Raw genomic sequence first — 17,068 nt, 5'->3', positions numbered from 1 at the left:
TCGTGTGCGCCGTTGGGTATGCCGGAGGCAGGTCGCTCTCCCGCGCGGTCCCCCTTGTGGCGGTCTTGGCGGTGTTCCCGCCTCCACAGGGACGGCCCGGGCTCACGGCATCCCGGTCAGGGATCGTGCTTCGGTTTCACGGATGGGGGCCTACCAGTGGACGGCAGCGGAGCCGGAGCGAAGGCCGGTACCGGCAAGCGCCCGAACGAACGGCTGAGTTCCTGGTTCGTACGCAGCGGTTGGTCCAAGGGCGAGCTGGCCCGCCAGGTCAACCGCAGGGCCCGGCAGCTCGGCGCCCACCACATCAGCACCGACACCTCGCGGGTGCGCCGCTGGCTCGACGGCGAGCAGCCGCGCGAGCCGATCCCGCGCATCCTGTCCGAGCTGTTCTCCGAGCGCTTCGGCTCCGTCGTCGCCATCGAGGACCTGGGGCTGCGCACCGCCCACCAGTCGCCGTCCACCTCCGGCGTCGACCTGCCCTGGGCCGGACCCCAGACGGTGTCCCTGCTCAGCGAGTTCTCCCGCAGCGATCTGATGCTGGCGCGGCGCGGCTTCCTCGGGACCTCGCTCGGACTGGCCGCCGGCCCCGCCCTCATCGAGCCGATGCAGCGCTGGCTCGTCCCCACCCCCGGCGCCGACCAGCCCCCCCGCGCGGCCGTCGCCGGCACCGGCGCGGGGCAGCGCCCCGGCGGGCTGTCCGGGCCGGAGCTGGAGCTGCTGGAGTCCACCACCGTGATGTTCCGCCAGTGGGACGCGCAGTGCGGCGGGGGGCTGCGGCGCAAGGCCGTCGTCGGCCAGCTCCACGAGGTCACCGACCTCCTCCAGGAGTCCCATCCCGAGCCCACCGCGAAGCGGTTGTTCAACTGCGCCGGCGAACTCGCCGAGCTGGCCGGCTGGATGAGTTACGACGTGGGCCTCCAGCCCACCGCCCAGAAGTACTTCGTGCTCGCCCTGCACGCGGCCAAGGAGTCCGGCGACAAGCCCCTGGGCTCGTTCGTCCTCTCCTCCATGAGCCGTCAGATGATCCACCTGGGGCGGCCCGACGACGCACTCGAACTGATCCACCTCGCCCAGTACGGCAGCCGGGACTGCGCCACCGCACGCACCCAGTCGATGCTGTACGCGATGGAGGCCCGCGCCTACGCCAACATGGGCCAGCCCAGCAAGTGCAAGCGGGCGGTGCGGATGGCGGAGGACACCTTCGCGGACGCCGACCTCGACGGCGGCCCCGAGCCGGACTGGATCCGCTTCTTCTCCGAGGCCGAGCTGAACGCCGAGAACGCGCACTCGTACCGCGACCTCGCCTATGTGGCCGGCCGCAGCCCCACCTACGCCTCGCTAGCCGAGCCGGCGATGAGGCGCGCCGTCGAGCTCTTCGAGCACGACGCCGTGCACCAGCGCTCCTACGCACTGAACCTCATCGGCATGGCCACGGTCCACCTGCTGAAGCGGGAGCCCGAGCAGGCCACGGCGCTGGCCTCGCGCGCCCTCGACGTGGCCCGCAAGGTCCGCTCCGAGCGGGTCAACAACCGGTTGCGCAAGACGGTCGACACCGCCGCCCGCGACTACGGCGACGTGGCCGAGGTGGTCGACCTCACCGACAAGCTCACCGCCCAACTGCCCGAGACCGCGCAAGCCGTCTGACGGCGCCAGACCCCGGCCGCGACGCTCACCCCGAACCGCCCGACTCGGCTCCCCCGTGCCAAGTCAACCCGGGTGAACGCCGCGGCCGGTCCCATTCGTCGTAGCCCGTAGCCCGTAGCCCGTAGCCCGTAGCCCGTAGCCCATGGGCATGCCGCAGGCCGGCACGGACACGGCTCGTTCATGGCGGCGTAACACACCCGGCCCCTTCGTCACCGGCTCGAAACACCGTGCGGCACCGTCCGAAACCGCACTGCGTCAACCTCGTGCCCCATGACCGGCCCGCTGGGCCCGGTACCCACCGGCCCCACCGGAGCCCGCGGAGCCCCGCTCCGCAGGACCGCCCGCACGCGGCCGTACCAACACGAGGAGACGCCCATGCCCCCAGGCATCTCGACGCTAGCCGCGCAGACCCCGACGCTGTCCGCCGCCAACACCGGCTTCATGCTCATCTGCTCCGCCCTGGTGATGCTGATGACGCCCGGACTCGCCTTCTTCTACGGAGGCATGGTCCGGGTCAAGTCCACCCTCAACATGCTGATGATGAGCTTCATCAGCCTCGGCATCGTCACGGTGCTCTGGGTGCTCTACGGCTTCAGCCTGGCGTTCGGCACGGACTCCGGCTCCCTGATCGGATGGTCGTCCGACTACGTCGGACTGAGCGGACTGGGCCTGACCGAACTCTGGGACGGCTACACCATCCCGGTCTACGTCTTCGCCGTCTTCCAACTGATGTTCGCGGTCCTCACCCCGGCCCTGATCAGCGGTGCGCTCGCCGACCGCGTCAAGTTCACCGCCTGGGCCCTCTTCGTCGCCCTGTGGGCCACCGTCGTGTACTTCCCCGTGGCCCACTGGGTCTGGGGCTCCGGCGGCTGGCTCTTCGAGATGGGCGTCATCGACTTCGCCGGCGGCACCGCCGTCCACATCAACGCCGGCGCCGCGGCCCTCGGCGTCATCCTCGTCATCGGCAAGCGCGTCGGCTTCAAGAAGGACCCGATGCGGCCCCACAGCCTGCCGCTGGTGATGCTCGGCGCCGGGCTGCTCTGGTTCGGCTGGTTCGGCTTCAACGCCGGGTCCTGGCTCGGCAACGACGACGGCGTGGGCGCCGTCATGTTCCTGAACACCCAGGTCGCCACCGCCGCCGCGATGCTCGCCTGGCTGGCGTACGAGAAGGTCCGGCACGGCGCCTGCACCACCCTGGGCGCAGCGTCCGGCGCGGTCGCCGGCCTCGTCGCCATCACGCCCGCCGGCGGCTCCTGCTCCCCGCTCGGCGCCATCGCCATCGGAGCGATCGCCGGCGTCCTGTGCGCCATGGCCGTCGGACTGAAGTTCAAGTTCGGCTACGACGACTCCCTCGACGTCATCGGCGTCCACCTCGTCGGCGGCGTCGCCGGCTCCCTCCTGGTCGGCCTCTTCGCCACCGGAGGCGTCCAGTCCGACGCCAAGGGACTCTTCTACGGCGGCGGCTTCGAACAGCTCGGCAAGCAGACCGTCGGCGTCGTCGCCGTCCTCGCCTACTCGCTGCTCGTCTCGGCGGCCCTCGCCTTCGTCCTCGACAAGACCGTCGGCATGCGGGTGGACGAGGACGTCGAGGTCGCCGGCATCGACCGGCAGGAGCACGCGGAGACCGCGTACGACTTCAGCGGCGCGGGCGGCGGCACGCACAACCGCAGGACGACGCCCGCCGCAACGGAGGCGCAACCGGCCGCGGACCGCTTGGATGCGGACCGTACGGAACCAGGCCGTACGGACACCGACCGCGCCGAAGCCGGTCGCAACAAGAAGGTGGACGCATGAAGCTCATCACCGCCGTCGTGAAGCCGCACCGGCTCGACGAGATCAAAGAGGCCCTCCAGTCGTTCGGCGTGCACGGCCTGACCGTCACCGAGGCCAGCGGCTACGGCCGCCAGCGCGGCCACACCGAGGTCTACCGGGGCGCCGAGTACACCGTCGACCTGGTGCCCAAGGTCCGCATCGAAGTCCTGGTCGAGGACGACGACGCCGAACAGCTCATCGAAGTCGTCGTCAAGGCGGCCCGCACCGGCAAGATCGGTGACGGGAAGGTCTGGAGCGTCCCGGTCGACACGGCGGTGCGGGTGCGCACCGGCGAACGCGGCCCGGACGCCCTGTAGGCCCCGGACCCCCGTCGGGCCGACAGACCGGTTCCGGCGCCGGCGCCACCTCGGTGGAGCACCGGCGCCGGAACCGGGCGAGCGAGGAGGTACGAGGTCGTGCAGAGTCCAGGAACACCCACGACGGGCACCGACGGCCGGGACCGCACGGACCCGGCGGGCGACGGCGCCCCGACCCGCCCCGACGGCTACGCCGCGGCCCGGCTGCGGCTGCTCACCGGAACGGACCCGCTGGGCCCGCCGCGCCGCGCCGCGCTCGCCGGTCTGACCGACCAATGGCTGGCCGAACTGTTCGGCGCGGCCTGCCGGGCCACCGGCGTCGGCCGCGCGGCCCTGGTCGCCGTCGGCGGCTACGGCCGGGGCGAACTCTCCCCGCGCAGCGACCTCGACCTGCTGCTCCTGCACGACGGCAACGCGGGCGCCGGCGCCGTCGCCACCCTCGCAGACCGGATCTGGTACCCCGTGTGGGACCTGGGCATCGCGCTCGACCACTCCGTGCGCACCCCCGGCGAAGCCCGCACCACCGCCACCGACGACCTCAAGGTCCACCTCGGCCTGCTCGACGCCCGACCCGTCGCCGGAGACCTCGCACTGGTCGCCGCCCTGCGCACCGCCGTACTCGCCGACTGGCGCAACCGGGCCGCCAGACGCCTCCCCGAACTCGACGAGCTGTGCCGCGAGCGGGCCACGCGCCAAGGAGACCTCCGCTTCCTGCTCGAACCCGACCTCAAGGAGGCCCGCGGCGGGTTGCGCGACGCCACCGCCCTGCGCGCGGTCGCCGCCTCCTGGCTCGCCGACGCCCCCCGCGCCGGCCTCGCCGAAGCCCGCCGCGTCCTCCTCGACACCCGCGACGCCCTCCACCTCACCACCGGCCGCGCCACGGACCGCCTCGCCCTCCAGGAACAGGACCAGGTCGCCACCGAGCTGGCGCTCCTCGACGCCGACGCCCTGCTGCGCCGGGTGTACGAAGCGGCCGGCACGATCGCGTACGCCGCGGACGTGACGTGGCGCGAGGTGCACCGGGTGCTGCGGGCCAGGGCCCTGCGCCCCCGGCTGCGCACCCTGCTCACCGGGGGCGCCCGCCGGCCCGACCCCGAGCGCACCCCGCTCGCCGACGGCGTCGTCGAACAGGACGGCGAGGTCGTGCTCGCCCGCACCGCACGCCCCGAGAAGGACCCCGTCCTGCCGCTGCGCGCCGCGGCAGCCGCCGCCCAGTGCGGACTGCCGCTCTCCCCGCACGCCGTGCGCAGGCTCGCCGCAGCGCCGCCGCTGCCGGTCCCGTGGCCCGCCGAGGCCCGCGAGGAGTTCGTGACCCTCCTGGGGGCGGGGGAGCCGACCATCGCCGTCTGGGAGGCGTTGGAGGCCGAAGGGCTGATCAGCCGGCTGCTGCCGGACTGGGAGCGGGTGCGCTGCCGTCCCCAGCGCAATGCCGTGCACGTCTGGACCGTCGACCGCCACCTGGTGCAGACCGCGGTCCGGGCCGCCGCGCTGACCCGGCGGGTGGGCCGCCCCGACCTGCTGCTCGTCGCGGCTTTGCTGCACGACATCGGCAAGGGCTGGCCCGGGGACCACTGCGTCGCCGGCGAGACCATCGCCCGGGACGTGGTCGCTCGGATGGGGTTCGACCGGGCCGACGCGGCCCAGGTCGCCTCGCTCGTACGCCACCACCTGCTGCTCGTCAGCACCGCCACCCGGCGCGACCTGGACGACCCGGCGACCGTGCGCGCGGTCGCGAGCGCCGTACGGACCACGGGAACCCTGGAGTTGCTGCACGCGTTGAGCGAGGCGGACGCCCTCGCCACCGGCCCCGCCGCCTGGTCCGCGTGGCGCGCCTCACTCGTGGCCGATCTGACCGCACGGGTGGGAGCGGCACTGGAGGGTGCGCCCGTGGAGCCACCGCGCCCCCCGGTCCCGGGCGCGGAGCAGGAGCGCCTGGCGATCGAAGCCCTGCGCACCGGCGGCCCGACCCTCGCCCTGCACGCACCGCAGCAGCCGCGCGGGGAGGACGAAGAGGGGGCGGTCGAGCCCGTCGGGGTGGAGTTGGTCGTCGCCGTGCCCGAGCAGCCCGGGGTGCTGCCCGCCGTCGCCGGGGTGCTCGCCCTCCACCGGCTCACCGTCCGCGCCGCCGACCTGCGCGCGGTCGACCTGCCCGGTGCGGTGGGGCCGGACCCGGTCCTCGTACTGAACTGGCGCGTGGCCGCGGCGTACGGCTCCCTGCCGCAGGCCGCCCGGCTGCGGGCGGACCTCGTACGGGCCCTGGACGGCTCCCTGGACATCCGGGCGAAGCTGGCCGAGCGGGACGCGGCCCATCCGCGGCGCCGCGGGGTCCGCCCTCCGCCGCCCAAGGTCACCGTCGCCCCCGACGCCTCCCACCGGGCCACCGTGATCGAGGTGCGCGCCCCGGACGCCCCCGGGCTGCTGCACCGCATCGGCCACGCCCTGGAGGACGCGGGCGTCCGGGTCAGGAGCGCGCGCGTGAGCACGCTGGGCGCGAACGCCGTGGACGCCTTCTACGTCACCTCCGCCGACGGGGAGCCGCTGCCGGAGCCCACGGCGGCGACGCTGGCCCTGGGGCTCCAGGCCGCGTTGGAGGCCGCTCTGGGCACCTTCCCGGAGTGCGCCGGGGGGTGATCGGGGCGGACGGAGCGGGGCCCGCGCGGGCCTTCGGGAGCCCGGAGCGGCACGCATGTCCGCGCGGCCGGATACCCTGGAGGGCGATTTCCCCTTGCCCCCGACTCTGAGGACCGAAGAGCGCCGTGTTCGATACTCTCTCCGACCGCTTGGCGAACACCTTCAAGACCTTGCGGGGCAAGGGTCGTCTCAGCGAGGCGGACATCGACGGCGCGGCCCGCGAGATCCGCATCGCGCTGCTGGAGGCGGACGTCGCCCTCCCGGTCGTGCGGGCGTTCATCGCCAGCGTCAAGGAGCGGGCGCGCGGCGCCGAGGTCTCCAAGGCGCTGAACCCCTCGCAGCAGGTCATCAAGATCGTCAACGAGGAGCTGATCCAGATCCTCGGCGGCGAGACCCGCCGTCTGCGGTTCGCCAAGCAGCCCCCGACCGTGATCATGCTCGCCGGCCTCCAGGGCGCCGGAAAGACCACCCTCGCGGGCAAGCTGGGCCGCTGGCTCAAGGCCCAGGGCCACTCCCCGCTGCTGGTCGCCTGTGACCTCCAGCGCCCGAACGCGGTCAACCAGCTCTCCGTCGTCGCCGAGCGCGCCGGCGTCGCCGTCTACGCCCCCCAGCCGGGCAACGGCGTGGGCGACCCCGTCCAGGTGGCCAAGGACTCGATCGAGCACGCCCGGGCGAAGCAGTACGACGTGGTCGTGGTCGACACCGCCGGTCGCCTCGGCATCGACCAGGAGCTGATGCAGCAGGCCGCGGACATCCGCGACGCGGTCTCGCCGGACGAGATCCTCTTCGTCGTCGACGCCATGATCGGTCAGGACGCGGTCAACACCGCCGAGGCGTTCCGCGACGGCGTCGGCTTCGACGGCGTGGTGCTGTCCAAGCTGGACGGCGACGCCCGCGGTGGTGCCGCCCTCTCCATCGCCCACGTCACCGGCCGCCAGATCATGTTCGCCTCCAACGGCGAGAAGCTGGACGACTTCGACGCGTTCCACCCGGACCGCATGGCGTCCCGCATCCTCGGCATGGGCGACGTGCTCTCGCTGATCGAGAAGGCCGAGCAGACCTTCAGCCAGGAAGAGGCCGCCAAGATGGCCTCCAAGCTGGCGAGCAGCAAGGGCAAGGACTTCACCCTCGACGACTTCCTGGCCCAGATGGAGCAGGTCAGGAAGATGGGCTCGATCTCCAAGCTGCTGGGGATGCTGCCCGGCATGGCCCAGATGAAGGACCAGATCAACAGCATCGACGAGCGCGACGTGGACCGCACCGCCGCGATCATCAAGTCGATGACGCCCGCCGAGCGCGCCGAGCCGACGATCATCAACGGCTCGCGCCGGGCCCGTATCGCCCGGGGTTCGGGCGTCGAGGTCAGTGCGGTGAAGAGCCTGGTGGAGCGGTTCTTCGAGGCGCGGAAGATGATGTCGCGGATGGCCCAGGGCGGCGGGATGCCCGGCATGCCCGGCATCCCGGGCATGGGCGGCGGCCCCGGCCGGCAGAAGAAGCAGCAGAAGCAGGCCAAGGGCAAGCGCCGCAGCGGCAACCCGATGAAGCGCAAGGCCGATGAGCAGGCCGCCGCCGAGCGGCGCGAGCAGGCCGGGCAGGGCGGCGCCTTCGGGCTCCCCGCCGATGCCCAGGCCCAGGACTTCGAGCTCCCGGAGGAGTTCAAGAAGTTCATGCGCTGAGGCGCACCCGGCCGGGTCCGGACAGGACTGAGAACGGTGTCGACGGCCGCGTTCCGCGCGGATGCCGACACCGTTCTTCTCGCTTAACGTCCCGGTATGAGCAACCCTGTGCCACCGCGTCGGGCCCCCGACGACCCGTGGCGCTCCGAGGGGGCGCCCCCACCCCCGCCGCCCCGGAAGAAGATGCCCGGCGGCTGGTGGGGGCTCGTCCTGATGGCCGTCGTGGTCTACCTGATCACCAGCCTCGTCATCTCGCTGATCCGCTCGGGCACCAAGGAGCCCACGGTCTCCTACACGGAGTTCAACAAGCAGGTCACGGCGGGGAACATCGCGAAGATCTACTCCAAGGACGAGTCGATCGAGGGGGAGCTCAAGACGAAGGCGCCGCTGCCCGACGGCGACGGCGACTACACCAAGTTCATGACCCAGCGGCCGGCCTTCGCCACGGACGACCTGTGGGGCGAGCTCAGCCGGCAGAACGTCACCGTCACCGCCGAACCGGTCGTCGAGAAGACCAGCTTCTGGCCCAGCCTGCTGATCGCCTTCCTGCCGATGCTGCTGCTGATCGCGGTCTGGGTGTTCGCGGCCCGGCGGATGGGCGCCGCGCTCGGCGGCGGGGTGCTGGGCCGCAAGGAGCCGCCGAAGCCCGTCGCGCTGCTGCCGGGCAAGCGGACGACCTTCGCGGACGTCGCCGGCATCGACGAGGTGGAGGGGGAGCTGAACGACGTCGTCGATTTCCTGAAGAACCCCGACGCGTACCGCAGGATGGGTGCCCGGATGCCCGGCGGCGTGCTGCTGGCCGGCGCGCCAGGCACCGGCAAGACGCTGCTCGCCCGCGCGGTGGCCGGCGAGGCGGGGGTGCCGTTCTTCTCCGCGTCGGCGTCCGAGTTCATCGAGATGATCGTGGGCGTGGGCGCCGGACGGGTGCGGGAGCTGTTCTCGGAGGCCCGCAAGGTCGCCCCCGCGATCGTCTTCATCGACGAGATCGACACCATCGGCCGGGTCCGCGGCGGCGGCGCCGGCCTGGGCGGACACGACGAGCGGGAGCAGACGCTCAACCAGATCCTCACCGAGATGGACGGCTTCACCGGCTCCGAAGGCGTGGTCGTGCTCGCCGCCACCAACCGCGCCGACGTGCTCGACCCGGCGCTGACCAGGCCCGGCCGCTTCGACCGCGTCGTCCAGGTATCGCCCCCCGACCGCCCGGGGCGCGAGGCGATCTTGCGCATCCACACCCGGGAGATCCCGCTCGACGCCGACGTCGACCTCGCCCGGATCGCCGCGTCAACCCCCGGCATGACCGGCGCCGACCTGGCCAACCTGGCGAACGAGGCGGCGCTGATCGCGGTGAAGCGCAAGCAGACCGCGGTGACCCAGGCGGACCTGTTCAGCGCGCTGGAGAAGGTGCAGCTCGGTGCGGAACGGCCGCTGGTGCTGGCGCCGGACGAGCGCCGCCGCACGGCGTACCACGAGAGCGGCCACGCCCTGCTCGGCATGTTGCAACCCGGCGCCGACCCGGTCCGCAAGGTGACCATCGTGCCGCGCGGCCGGGCCCTCGGCGTCACGCTGTCCACGCCGGAGGCGGACAAGTACGCGTACACGGAGTCGTACCTGCGCGGCCGGATCATCGGCGCGCTGGGCGGGATGGCGGCCGAGCACGTCGTCTTCGAAGTGATCACCACCGGTGCGGAGAGCGACCTTGAGCAGGTCACCGCGCTCGCCCGGGGGATGGTCGGGCGCTGGGGGATGAGCGAGCGGGTGGGGCGGCTCACCGCGATCCCCCAGGACGCCCAGGTGCCGTACGGACTGTCGGCGGCCCCCGAGACGCTGGACTCCGTGGACCACGAGATGCGGCGGATCGTCGACGAGTGCTACGAGAGCGCCTGCAACCAGTTGCGGGAGAACCGGGACCGGTTGGACTCGCTGGCCGCGGCGCTGCTGGAGAACGAGACGCTGGACGAGGAGGCCGCGTACCGGGCGGCGGGCGTTCCGCGGCTGGCGAAGGGCGATGCCTGACCGGGCGGACCCGGCCCGTTCTCCCCGACGTGCCCGGTCCCGTCCGGAGTTGGCCGATCTTGTTCCCCCCCTCCGCCCGCGCGCGACGGTCCGCTTCGATACGGTGAGGGTGCCCCGTCGCGGGCGCCCACACCGTCCTGCCCACCGGGTGCTACGTACCACCTTGGTGCGAGCTGTGAGGCTTCTCCGCACATCGGCGTACCCGCCCTCGTCGGAACCCATCAACGTCAACTGACTGGTACGTGCAAAATATTTGAGATGCCCCGGAATGGAACCGTGGGCGCTTCCGGCTCGTTATCACGACGTGAGCACGACACCACCTGTTCTCGCCGCAGAGCTGGCACAGGCGTGGGCCGACATTCAGCGGCACCACCCTGAACTGCCAGATCTCGCCGCGCCAGAGTCCCTGATCGGAGAGTCGTCGTCCGCGTGCGGCGGTGAGCTCTCCTTCGAACGACTGCTCCACGAAGCAGTCCACGGCATCGCCGCCGCGCGAGGTGTCCGCGACACCTCCCGCGCCGGCCGCTACCACAACCGTCGATTCCTGGCCATCGCCGAGGAGATGGGCCTCGACCACGCCGAGGAGCCGCACCCCAGCAGCGGCTTCTCGCTGGTCGTGCTCAGCCCGGAGGCGAAGCGCCGCTACCGCCCCACGATCGAGAGACTGCAGCGCGCCCTGAAGGCGCACACCGTCGCCACGGCGTCCGACACCAAGCGCTCCTTCCGCGGACCGGCCGCCCGGCACGGCTCGTCGGGCGGGGGCGTCCGGGTGAAGGCCGTCTGCGACTGCGGTCGCAACGTCCGAGTCGTGCCGTCGGTCCTCGCCCAGGCGCCCATCGTCTGCGGCGGCTGCGGCAAGCCGTTCCGCATTCCCGAACCGGTCGCCGCGGCGAGCTGACCCCTCGGCCGGCCGCCTGACGGGGGCGGTGCAGGTCCGGGGGGAAGCGCGTCATCGGCGTGTGGCACAATGGCTAGCTGTACTCGACGGCCGCACAGGACCCCTCTCTCCTCCGGCTGACGCGTCCATCGGGCACCCGAGTACCGCAACCCCACGTGGCATCTCGTTGTGCCCAACCACGTCAAGACCAGGAGACACCACTTCCGTGGCAGTCAAGATCAAGCTGAAGCGTCTGGGCAAGATCCGTTCGCCTCACTACCGCATCGTCGTCGCCGACTCCCGCACCCGCCGTGACGGCCGGGCCATCGAGGAGATCGGTCTGTACCACCCGGTGCAGAACCCCTCGCGCATCGAGGTCAACTCGGAGCGCGCGCAGTACTGGCTGTCCGTCGGCGCCCAGCCGACCGAGCCGGTCCTCGCGATCCTGAAGCTCACCGGCGACTGGCAGAAGCACAAGGGCCTGCCGGCCCCGGCGCCGCTGCTGGTGGCCGAGCCGAAGGCCGACAAGCGCGCCGCGTTCGACGAGTTCGCCAAGTCCCTCGAGGGCGGCGAGCCCAAGGGCGAGGCGATCACCCAGAAGGCCAAGAAGTCCGACAAGAAGGCGGACGAGGCGGCCGACGCCGCTGACGCCGCCGAGTCCACCGAGGGCTGATCATGCTCGAAGAGGCCCTCGAACACCTCGTCAAGGGCATCGTCGACAACCCGGACGACGTGCAGGTCGCCTCGCGCAACCTGCGCCGCGGGCGGGTGCTGGAGGTCCGGGTGCACCCCGACGACCTCGGTAAGGTGATCGGCCGCAACGGCCGCACCGCGCGCGCCCTGCGCACCGTCGTGGGCGCCATCGGCGGCCGTGGCATCCGTGTCGACCTCGTCGACGTGGACCAGGTCCGCTGAGCAGTTGAACACCGGCTCGGGCCGGGGGAGGCCGTTCCGGCCGCCCCCGGCCCGACGTCGTATGGGCCCGGGAACGGCCCGGATTCCGGATACGGACCCCGTCGGTCCCCGAGCCTTCGGTGACGCATTCACCGACAATCGGTGACAATCGGTGACAGGAGACAGCGAAGTGCAGTTGGTAGTCGCCCGGGTCGGCCGCGCCCACGGCATCAGGGGCGAGGTCACCGTCGAGGTGCGCACGGACGAGCCTGAGGTCCGGCTGGGGCCCGGCGCCGTCCTGGCCACCGATCCGGCGAGCGCGGGTCCGCTGACGATCGCGGAGGGGCGGGTGCACAGCGGACGGCTGTTGCTGCGCTTCGCCGGCGTGAGCGACCGCAACGCCGCGGAGGCCCTCCGCAACGTCCTGCTGATCGCCGACGTGGACCCGGACGAGACCCCCGACGACCCCGACGAGTACTACGACCACCAACTCGTCGACCTCGACGTCGTCCTCGCCGACGGCACCGAGATCGGTCGGATCGCCGAGGTCAGCCACCTGCCGTCGCAGGACCTCTTCATCGTCGAGCGGCCGGACGGATCCGAGGTCCTGATCCCGTTCGTGGCGGAGATCGTCACCGCCGTCGACCTGGAGGCCCAGCGCGTCGTCGTCGCGCCGCCGCCTGGGCTCATCGACGACCGGGCGGAGATCGCCTCGGCCCGGGACGCGGACGCGTCGGGCGCCCCGGACGCTTCGGGTACGTCAGGGGACGCCAAGTAATGCGGCTCGACGTCGTCACGATCTTCCCCGAGTACCTGGAGCCGCTGAACGTCTCCCTGGTCGGCAAGGCCCGCGCCCGCGGCCAGCTCGACGTCCGCGTGCACGACCTGCGCCACTGGACGTACGACCGCCACAGCACGGTCGACGACACCCCCTACGGCGGCGGCCCCGGCATGGTCATGAAGACCGAGCCCTGGGGGGACGCGCTGGACTCGGCGATCGCCGACGGTTACGAGGCCGGGGCCCACGAACCCGTCCTGGTCGTCCCCACTCCCAGCGGCCGCCCCTTCACCCAAGAGGTCGCCGTCGCCCTCGCGCGTCAACCCTGGTTGATCTTCACCCCCGCCCGTTACGAGGGCATCGACCGCCGGGTCATGGACGAGTACGCCACCCGGATGCCCGTCCACGAGGTGTCCATCGGCGACTACGTCCTCGCGGGCGGCGAGGCGGCCGTCCTCGTCATCACCGAGGCGGTCGCCAGGCTGCTCCCCGGGGTCCTCGGGAACGCCGAGTCCCACCAGGACGACTCGTTCGCCCCCGGCGCCATGGCGAACCTCCTCGAAGGCCCGGTCTACACCAAGCCGCCGAGCTGGCGCGGGCACCCGGTGCCCGACGTGCTCACCAGCGGTCACCACGGCAAGATCGCGCGCTGGCGCAGGGACGAGGCGCTGCGGCGCACCGCCCGCAACCGCCCCGACCTCATCGAGCGCTGCGACCCGGCCGTCTTCGACCGCAAGGACCGCGAAGTCCTGTCCATCCTGGGCTGGGCCCCCGAGCCCGCCGGCCGATTTTGGCGCAGGCCCCAGGACGTGGAAGAATAGGCCGCTGCCGTCCGTCCGGCGCGCGCCCCTGCCGCAGGGGGACACGACGCCCGCCCCGACGGAACGGCCACCTGGAACTCACCCCTCTCCCGTTGATGACCTGTGGCATCGACGAAGAAAGCAGCCGACATGTCGCACGTGCTCGACGCCGTCAACGCCGCCTCGCTGCGGACCGACGTCCCCGCCTTCCGTCCCGGTGACACCGTGAACGTCCACGTTCGCGTCATCGAGGGCAACCGCTCCCGTATCCAGCAGTTCAAGGGTGTCGTCATCCGCCGCCAGGGCGCGGGCGTCAGCGAGACCTTCACCGTCCGCAAGGTCTCCTTCTCCGTCGGCGTCGAGCGCACCTTCCCGGTGCACAGCCCGATCTTCGAGAAGATCGAGCTCGTCACCCGTGGTGACGTCCGCCGCGCCAAGCTGTACTACCTCCGTGAGCTGCGCGGCAAGGCCGCGAAGATCAAGGAGAAGCGGGACAACTGATCCCGCGGCGCCACCGGCGCCCCTCGGTCCGCGGTCGGTTCGATCCGCGGACCGGGACGAGAAGGGGTCCACAGCCCGGGCGGCTAGGCTTCGCCCTTGATGGACACCGAATCGACACGTATGGAGCGCGACCGCTCTTCCGGCCCCGACGGTGGGGAACCCACCGCGGAGGCCCCCGCCACCGGGGTCACCCCCGACGGTGGGGCGGACCCCGAGAACGGGGCCGGGGAAGAGGGGTCGCGCTCTGCGCGTTCCGGGTGGACGTCCTGGCGCACGGCGGCCCTGCTGGGCGTCGTCTGCCTCGGCGTCACCCTGCTGATCAGTCGGTTTGTCGTACAGCCCTTCCACATCCCCAGCGACTCCATGGAGCCCACGCTGCGGACCGGGGACCGGGTGTTGGTCAACAAACTGGCGTACCGTTTCGATTCGGTGCCCGAACGCGGTGACCTGATCGTGTTCGACGGCACTGGCTCCTTCGTACGGGAAGGGGCGCAGGAGAACCCCGTCCAGGAGGCGACCCGGGGGGCGCTCGCGGCCCTGGGCCTCGCGGAGCCCGCGGAGACGGACTTCGTCAAGCGGGTCGTGGGCGTCGGCGGTGATCGGGTGGTCTGCTGCGACAAGGGAGGCAGGATCACGGTGAACGGCGCCGCGCTCGACGAGGGTTACCTGCACCCCGGCGACGACCCCTCCGAAGTCCCCTTCGACATCGTCGTCCCCGACGGCACCCTGTGGGTGATGGGGGACCACCGCTCGAACTCCCGGGACTCCCGCGACCACCTGGGTTCCCCCGGCGGCGGGATGGTGCCCGTGGAGAAGGTCATCGGGCGCGCCGACTGGATCGCCTGGCCGGTCGGCCGCTGGCAGTCCCTGGAGCGCACGGACGTCTTCGCGCGCGTGCCGGACGCGGGGGCGGTTCCGGCCACGGGGGCGTCCCCAAGCGGGCGGCCCCATGGGTAGGCGCGGGCGGCCGGCCGGCCACCGCGCCGAGGAGCCGCTGCCCACCGGGAGCAGACCGACGGACGGCGCCCAGGCGCTGCCGGGCCGGGCGGAGCGGCGCAAGCTGGCCCGCAAGGTCAAGCGCAGACGGCGCAGGTCCGCCCTCAAGGAGATCCCCCTCCTGATCGGTGTCGCGCTGGCGATCGCCCTGGTGCTCAAGACCTTCCTGGTGCAGGCGTTCGTGATCCCGTCGGGCTCGATGGAGCAGACGATCCGGATCGACGACCGGGTGCTGGTCGACAAGCTCACCCCGTGGTTCGGCGCGGAGCCCGAACGCGGCGAGGTCGTCGTCTTCAAGGACCCCGGCGGCTGGCTCGCGAACGAGCAGGTCGCACAGAAGAAGGACGACCCGGTCGGGATCAAGCAGATCAAGCAGGGGTTGACCTTCATCGGACTGCTGCCGTCCGAAGGAGAGCAGGACCTGATCAAGCGGGTCGTCGCGGTCGGCGGCGACACGGTCAAGTGCTGCGACCGCGACGGCCGTGTCACGGTCAACGGCGTGCCCCTGATCGAGTCGTACGTGAACGCGGGGAACGCGCCATCGGCGCAGAGCTTCGAGGTGAAGGTCCCGCCCGGGCGGATCTTCGTGATGGGGGACCACCGGGCGAACTCCGCGGACTCCCGTGCCCACCTCGACGAGGAGAACCAGGGGACGGTCTCCGTGGACGAGGTGGTGGGGCGGGCCGTCGTCATCGCCTGGCCCGTCAAGCACTGGACCAGGCTGGACGAGCCCGATACGTACGCCTCCGTGCCGAACGCGCGTCCGGGAGAGGGCGCGGCACTGGGTCCGTCGCATAGTCTGTCGTCCCAGGACCGGAAAGGAATGGTCCTCGTCCCAAACCTTGCGGAACTCTCGCTCGTTATCGGAGTGGTGGGTCTGTTTCTCCTCCGGAGGTTCCCGGGTTTCCGAGACAGACGGTTCGCGCAGAGTGAGGAGTGGATGTGGGGGACGTTGCGGTCGGCGCACGGTCCGGACAAGGACAGCCGGAAGACAGGCCCCAGGGCCCGACGGAGTCTTCCGCTTCGTCGGAGTCTGCGGCCTCGCCGACGTCTTCCGCGTCCGTGACGGACGCCACAGCGGGGCGCGCCGCGGACGCCGCCGGAGGCGACGGGGGTGCTTCCGGCGGCGCCGCCGGGGTGCCGGGACCGGCGTCCGGGGGTTCCGCCTTCGCCAAGCCTTCGGGGCCTCCCGGGGCCTCCGGGCCTTCTGGGACTTCCGGGGCGGACGGAGCGGGTGCCGCGGGCGCTTCCGGCGGGGACGCCTCGTCCGGTGACGGCTTCGGGGACGATGACGACGGCGACGGCGCGGGGAACACCCGACGCAAGGCGCAGCGGTCGTTCTGGAAGGAGTTGCCGATCCTGATCGGCATCGCCCTGGTCCTGGCGCTGATCATCAAGACCTTCCTGGTGCAGGCGTTCTCCATCCCCTCGGACTCCATGCAGAACACCCTCCAGCGCGGCGACCGGGTGCTGGTGGACAAGCTCACGCCCTGGTTCGGCTCCGAGCCCGAGCGCGGCGAGGTCGTCGTCTTCCACGACCCGGGCGGCTGGCTGGAAGGCGAGCCGACGCCCGAGCCGAACGCGGTGCAGAAGTTCCTCAGCTTCATCGGTCTGATGCCCTCGTCCGAGGAGAAGGACCTGATCAAGCGGACGATCGCGATCGGCGGCGACACCGTGGAGTGCAAGAAGGGCGGCCCGGTCAAGGTCAACGGGAAGCCGCTCGACGAGCCGTACGTCTTCCCCGGTGACACGCCCTGCGACGACCAGCCCTTCGGCCCGTTCAAGGTCCCCGACGACAAGATCTGGGTGATGGGCGACCACCGCTCCAACTCGCGTGACTCGCGGTACCACACCGCGGACGCGAACGGCGGGTTCGTGCCGGTCGACAAGGTCGTCGGCCGTGCCTTCGTGGTGGCCTGGCCGGTGAACCGCTGGTCGACCCTCCCGATCCCCGACACGTACGACCAGCCGGGCATCAACGACAAGGCGGCGTCCATCGTCACCTCGTCGGCACCGCTGGTCATGGGCGCCATGGGTGCCGTGCCGCTGGTGCTGTGGCGGCGACGGAGGCTGACCGCCGGGCATACCGCCCGGTAGGGTGCCGTCCCAGGTCACGGGTGCGCGGG

Annotated in this window: 14 protein-coding genes and 1 pseudogene; all 15 read left to right on the top strand. The window is 72.0% G+C overall.

Translation table 11 applies throughout. The features are described 5' to 3' along the window. The first annotated feature begins 156 nt into the window (after positions 1–156). The 15 genes and pseudogenes from ACH4E8_RS00560 (at position 157) to lepB (ACH4E8_RS00490) (ending at position 17,039) form a co-directional block, all read left to right on the top strand. The gene (locus ACH4E8_RS00560) at positions 157–1,644 is read left to right on the top strand and encodes a hypothetical protein (RefSeq protein ID WP_398442923.1); all 1,488 of its coding nucleotides are present in this window, start codon (positions 157–159) and stop codon (positions 1,642–1,644) included. Positions 1,645–2,019: 375 nt separating this feature from the next. Further along, the gene (locus ACH4E8_RS00555) at positions 2,020–3,438 is read left to right on the top strand and encodes an ammonium transporter (protein ID WP_398442922.1); all 1,419 of its coding nucleotides are present in this window, start codon (positions 2,020–2,022) and stop codon (positions 3,436–3,438) included. Further along, complete coding sequence (locus ACH4E8_RS00550; protein WP_361538737.1) at positions 3,435–3,773, top strand: P-II family nitrogen regulator; 339 nt, start codon at positions 3,435–3,437, stop codon at positions 3,771–3,773. The genes ACH4E8_RS00555 and ACH4E8_RS00550 overlap by 4 nt, the downstream gene beginning before the upstream one ends. Positions 3,774–3,872: 99 nt before the next feature. Continuing rightward, positions 3,873–6,404: a [protein-PII] uridylyltransferase gene (locus ACH4E8_RS00545; RefSeq protein WP_398442920.1), complete on the top strand. Its 2,532-nt coding sequence runs from the start codon at positions 3,873–3,875 to the stop codon at positions 6,402–6,404. 125 nt (positions 6,405–6,529) lie between these two features. Then, complete coding sequence (gene ffh, locus ACH4E8_RS00540; RefSeq protein WP_398442918.1) at positions 6,530–8,080, top strand: signal recognition particle protein; 1,551 nt, start codon at positions 6,530–6,532, stop codon at positions 8,078–8,080. Positions 8,081–8,176: 96 nt separating this feature from the next. Then, complete coding sequence (ftsH, locus tag ACH4E8_RS00535; RefSeq protein WP_398442916.1) at positions 8,177–10,096, top strand: ATP-dependent zinc metalloprotease FtsH; 1,920 nt, start codon at positions 8,177–8,179, stop codon at positions 10,094–10,096. Between the two features lie 268 nt (positions 10,097–10,364). Next, entirely contained in the window at positions 10,365–10,994 is a 630-nt protein-coding gene (locus ACH4E8_RS00530) for a hypothetical protein (RefSeq protein WP_398442914.1), read from the top strand. 205 nt (positions 10,995–11,199) lie between these two features. Then, positions 11,200–11,646 (top strand): 30S ribosomal protein S16, encoded by a 447-nt coding sequence (gene rpsP, locus ACH4E8_RS00525; protein WP_398442912.1) that lies wholly within the window; start codon positions 11,200–11,202, stop codon positions 11,644–11,646. A gap of 2 nt (positions 11,647–11,648) precedes the next feature. Continuing rightward, complete coding sequence (locus ACH4E8_RS00520; RefSeq protein WP_005311361.1) at positions 11,649–11,888, top strand: RNA-binding protein; 240 nt, start codon at positions 11,649–11,651, stop codon at positions 11,886–11,888. A gap of 169 nt (positions 11,889–12,057) precedes the next feature. Further along, positions 12,058–12,645: a ribosome maturation factor RimM gene (gene rimM / locus ACH4E8_RS00515; RefSeq protein WP_398442910.1), complete on the top strand. Its 588-nt coding sequence runs from the start codon at positions 12,058–12,060 to the stop codon at positions 12,643–12,645. After that, the gene (trmD, locus tag ACH4E8_RS00510) at positions 12,645–13,466 is read left to right on the top strand and encodes a tRNA (guanosine(37)-N1)-methyltransferase TrmD (RefSeq protein WP_398442908.1); all 822 of its coding nucleotides are present in this window, start codon (positions 12,645–12,647) and stop codon (positions 13,464–13,466) included. The genes rimM and trmD overlap by 1 nt, the downstream gene beginning before the upstream one ends. Positions 13,467–13,595: 129 nt before the next feature. Then, complete coding sequence (gene rplS / locus ACH4E8_RS00505; protein ID WP_361538753.1) at positions 13,596–13,946, top strand: 50S ribosomal protein L19; 351 nt, start codon at positions 13,596–13,598, stop codon at positions 13,944–13,946. Positions 13,947–14,045: 99 nt separating this feature from the next. Next, positions 14,046–14,903 carry a signal peptidase I gene (lepB, locus tag ACH4E8_RS00500; RefSeq protein WP_398442906.1) on the top strand — a complete coding sequence of 286 codons (858 nt, stop codon included), beginning with the start codon at positions 14,046–14,048 and terminating at the stop codon, positions 14,901–14,903. After that, positions 14,896–15,964, top strand: a pseudogene (gene lepB / locus ACH4E8_RS00495) (signal peptidase I); the annotation flags it as partial. The gene lepB (ACH4E8_RS00500) and the pseudogene lepB (ACH4E8_RS00495), both read left to right, overlap by 8 nt. After that, positions 15,885–17,039: a signal peptidase I gene (gene lepB, locus ACH4E8_RS00490; protein ID WP_398442904.1), complete on the top strand. Its 1,155-nt coding sequence runs from the start codon at positions 15,885–15,887 to the stop codon at positions 17,037–17,039. The pseudogene lepB (ACH4E8_RS00495) and the gene lepB (ACH4E8_RS00490), both read left to right, overlap by 80 nt. The last annotated feature ends 29 nt before the right edge of the window (positions 17,040–17,068 follow it).

The sequence above is a fragment of the Streptomyces sp. NPDC017979 genome, assembly GCF_044328175.1.
In the GTDB taxonomy this organism is placed as follows: Bacteria; Actinomycetota; Actinomycetes; order Streptomycetales; family Streptomycetaceae; genus Streptomyces.
The sequence above is the reverse complement of the archived record's forward strand: the minus strand, read 5'-3'. Positions and strand labels throughout refer to the sequence as shown.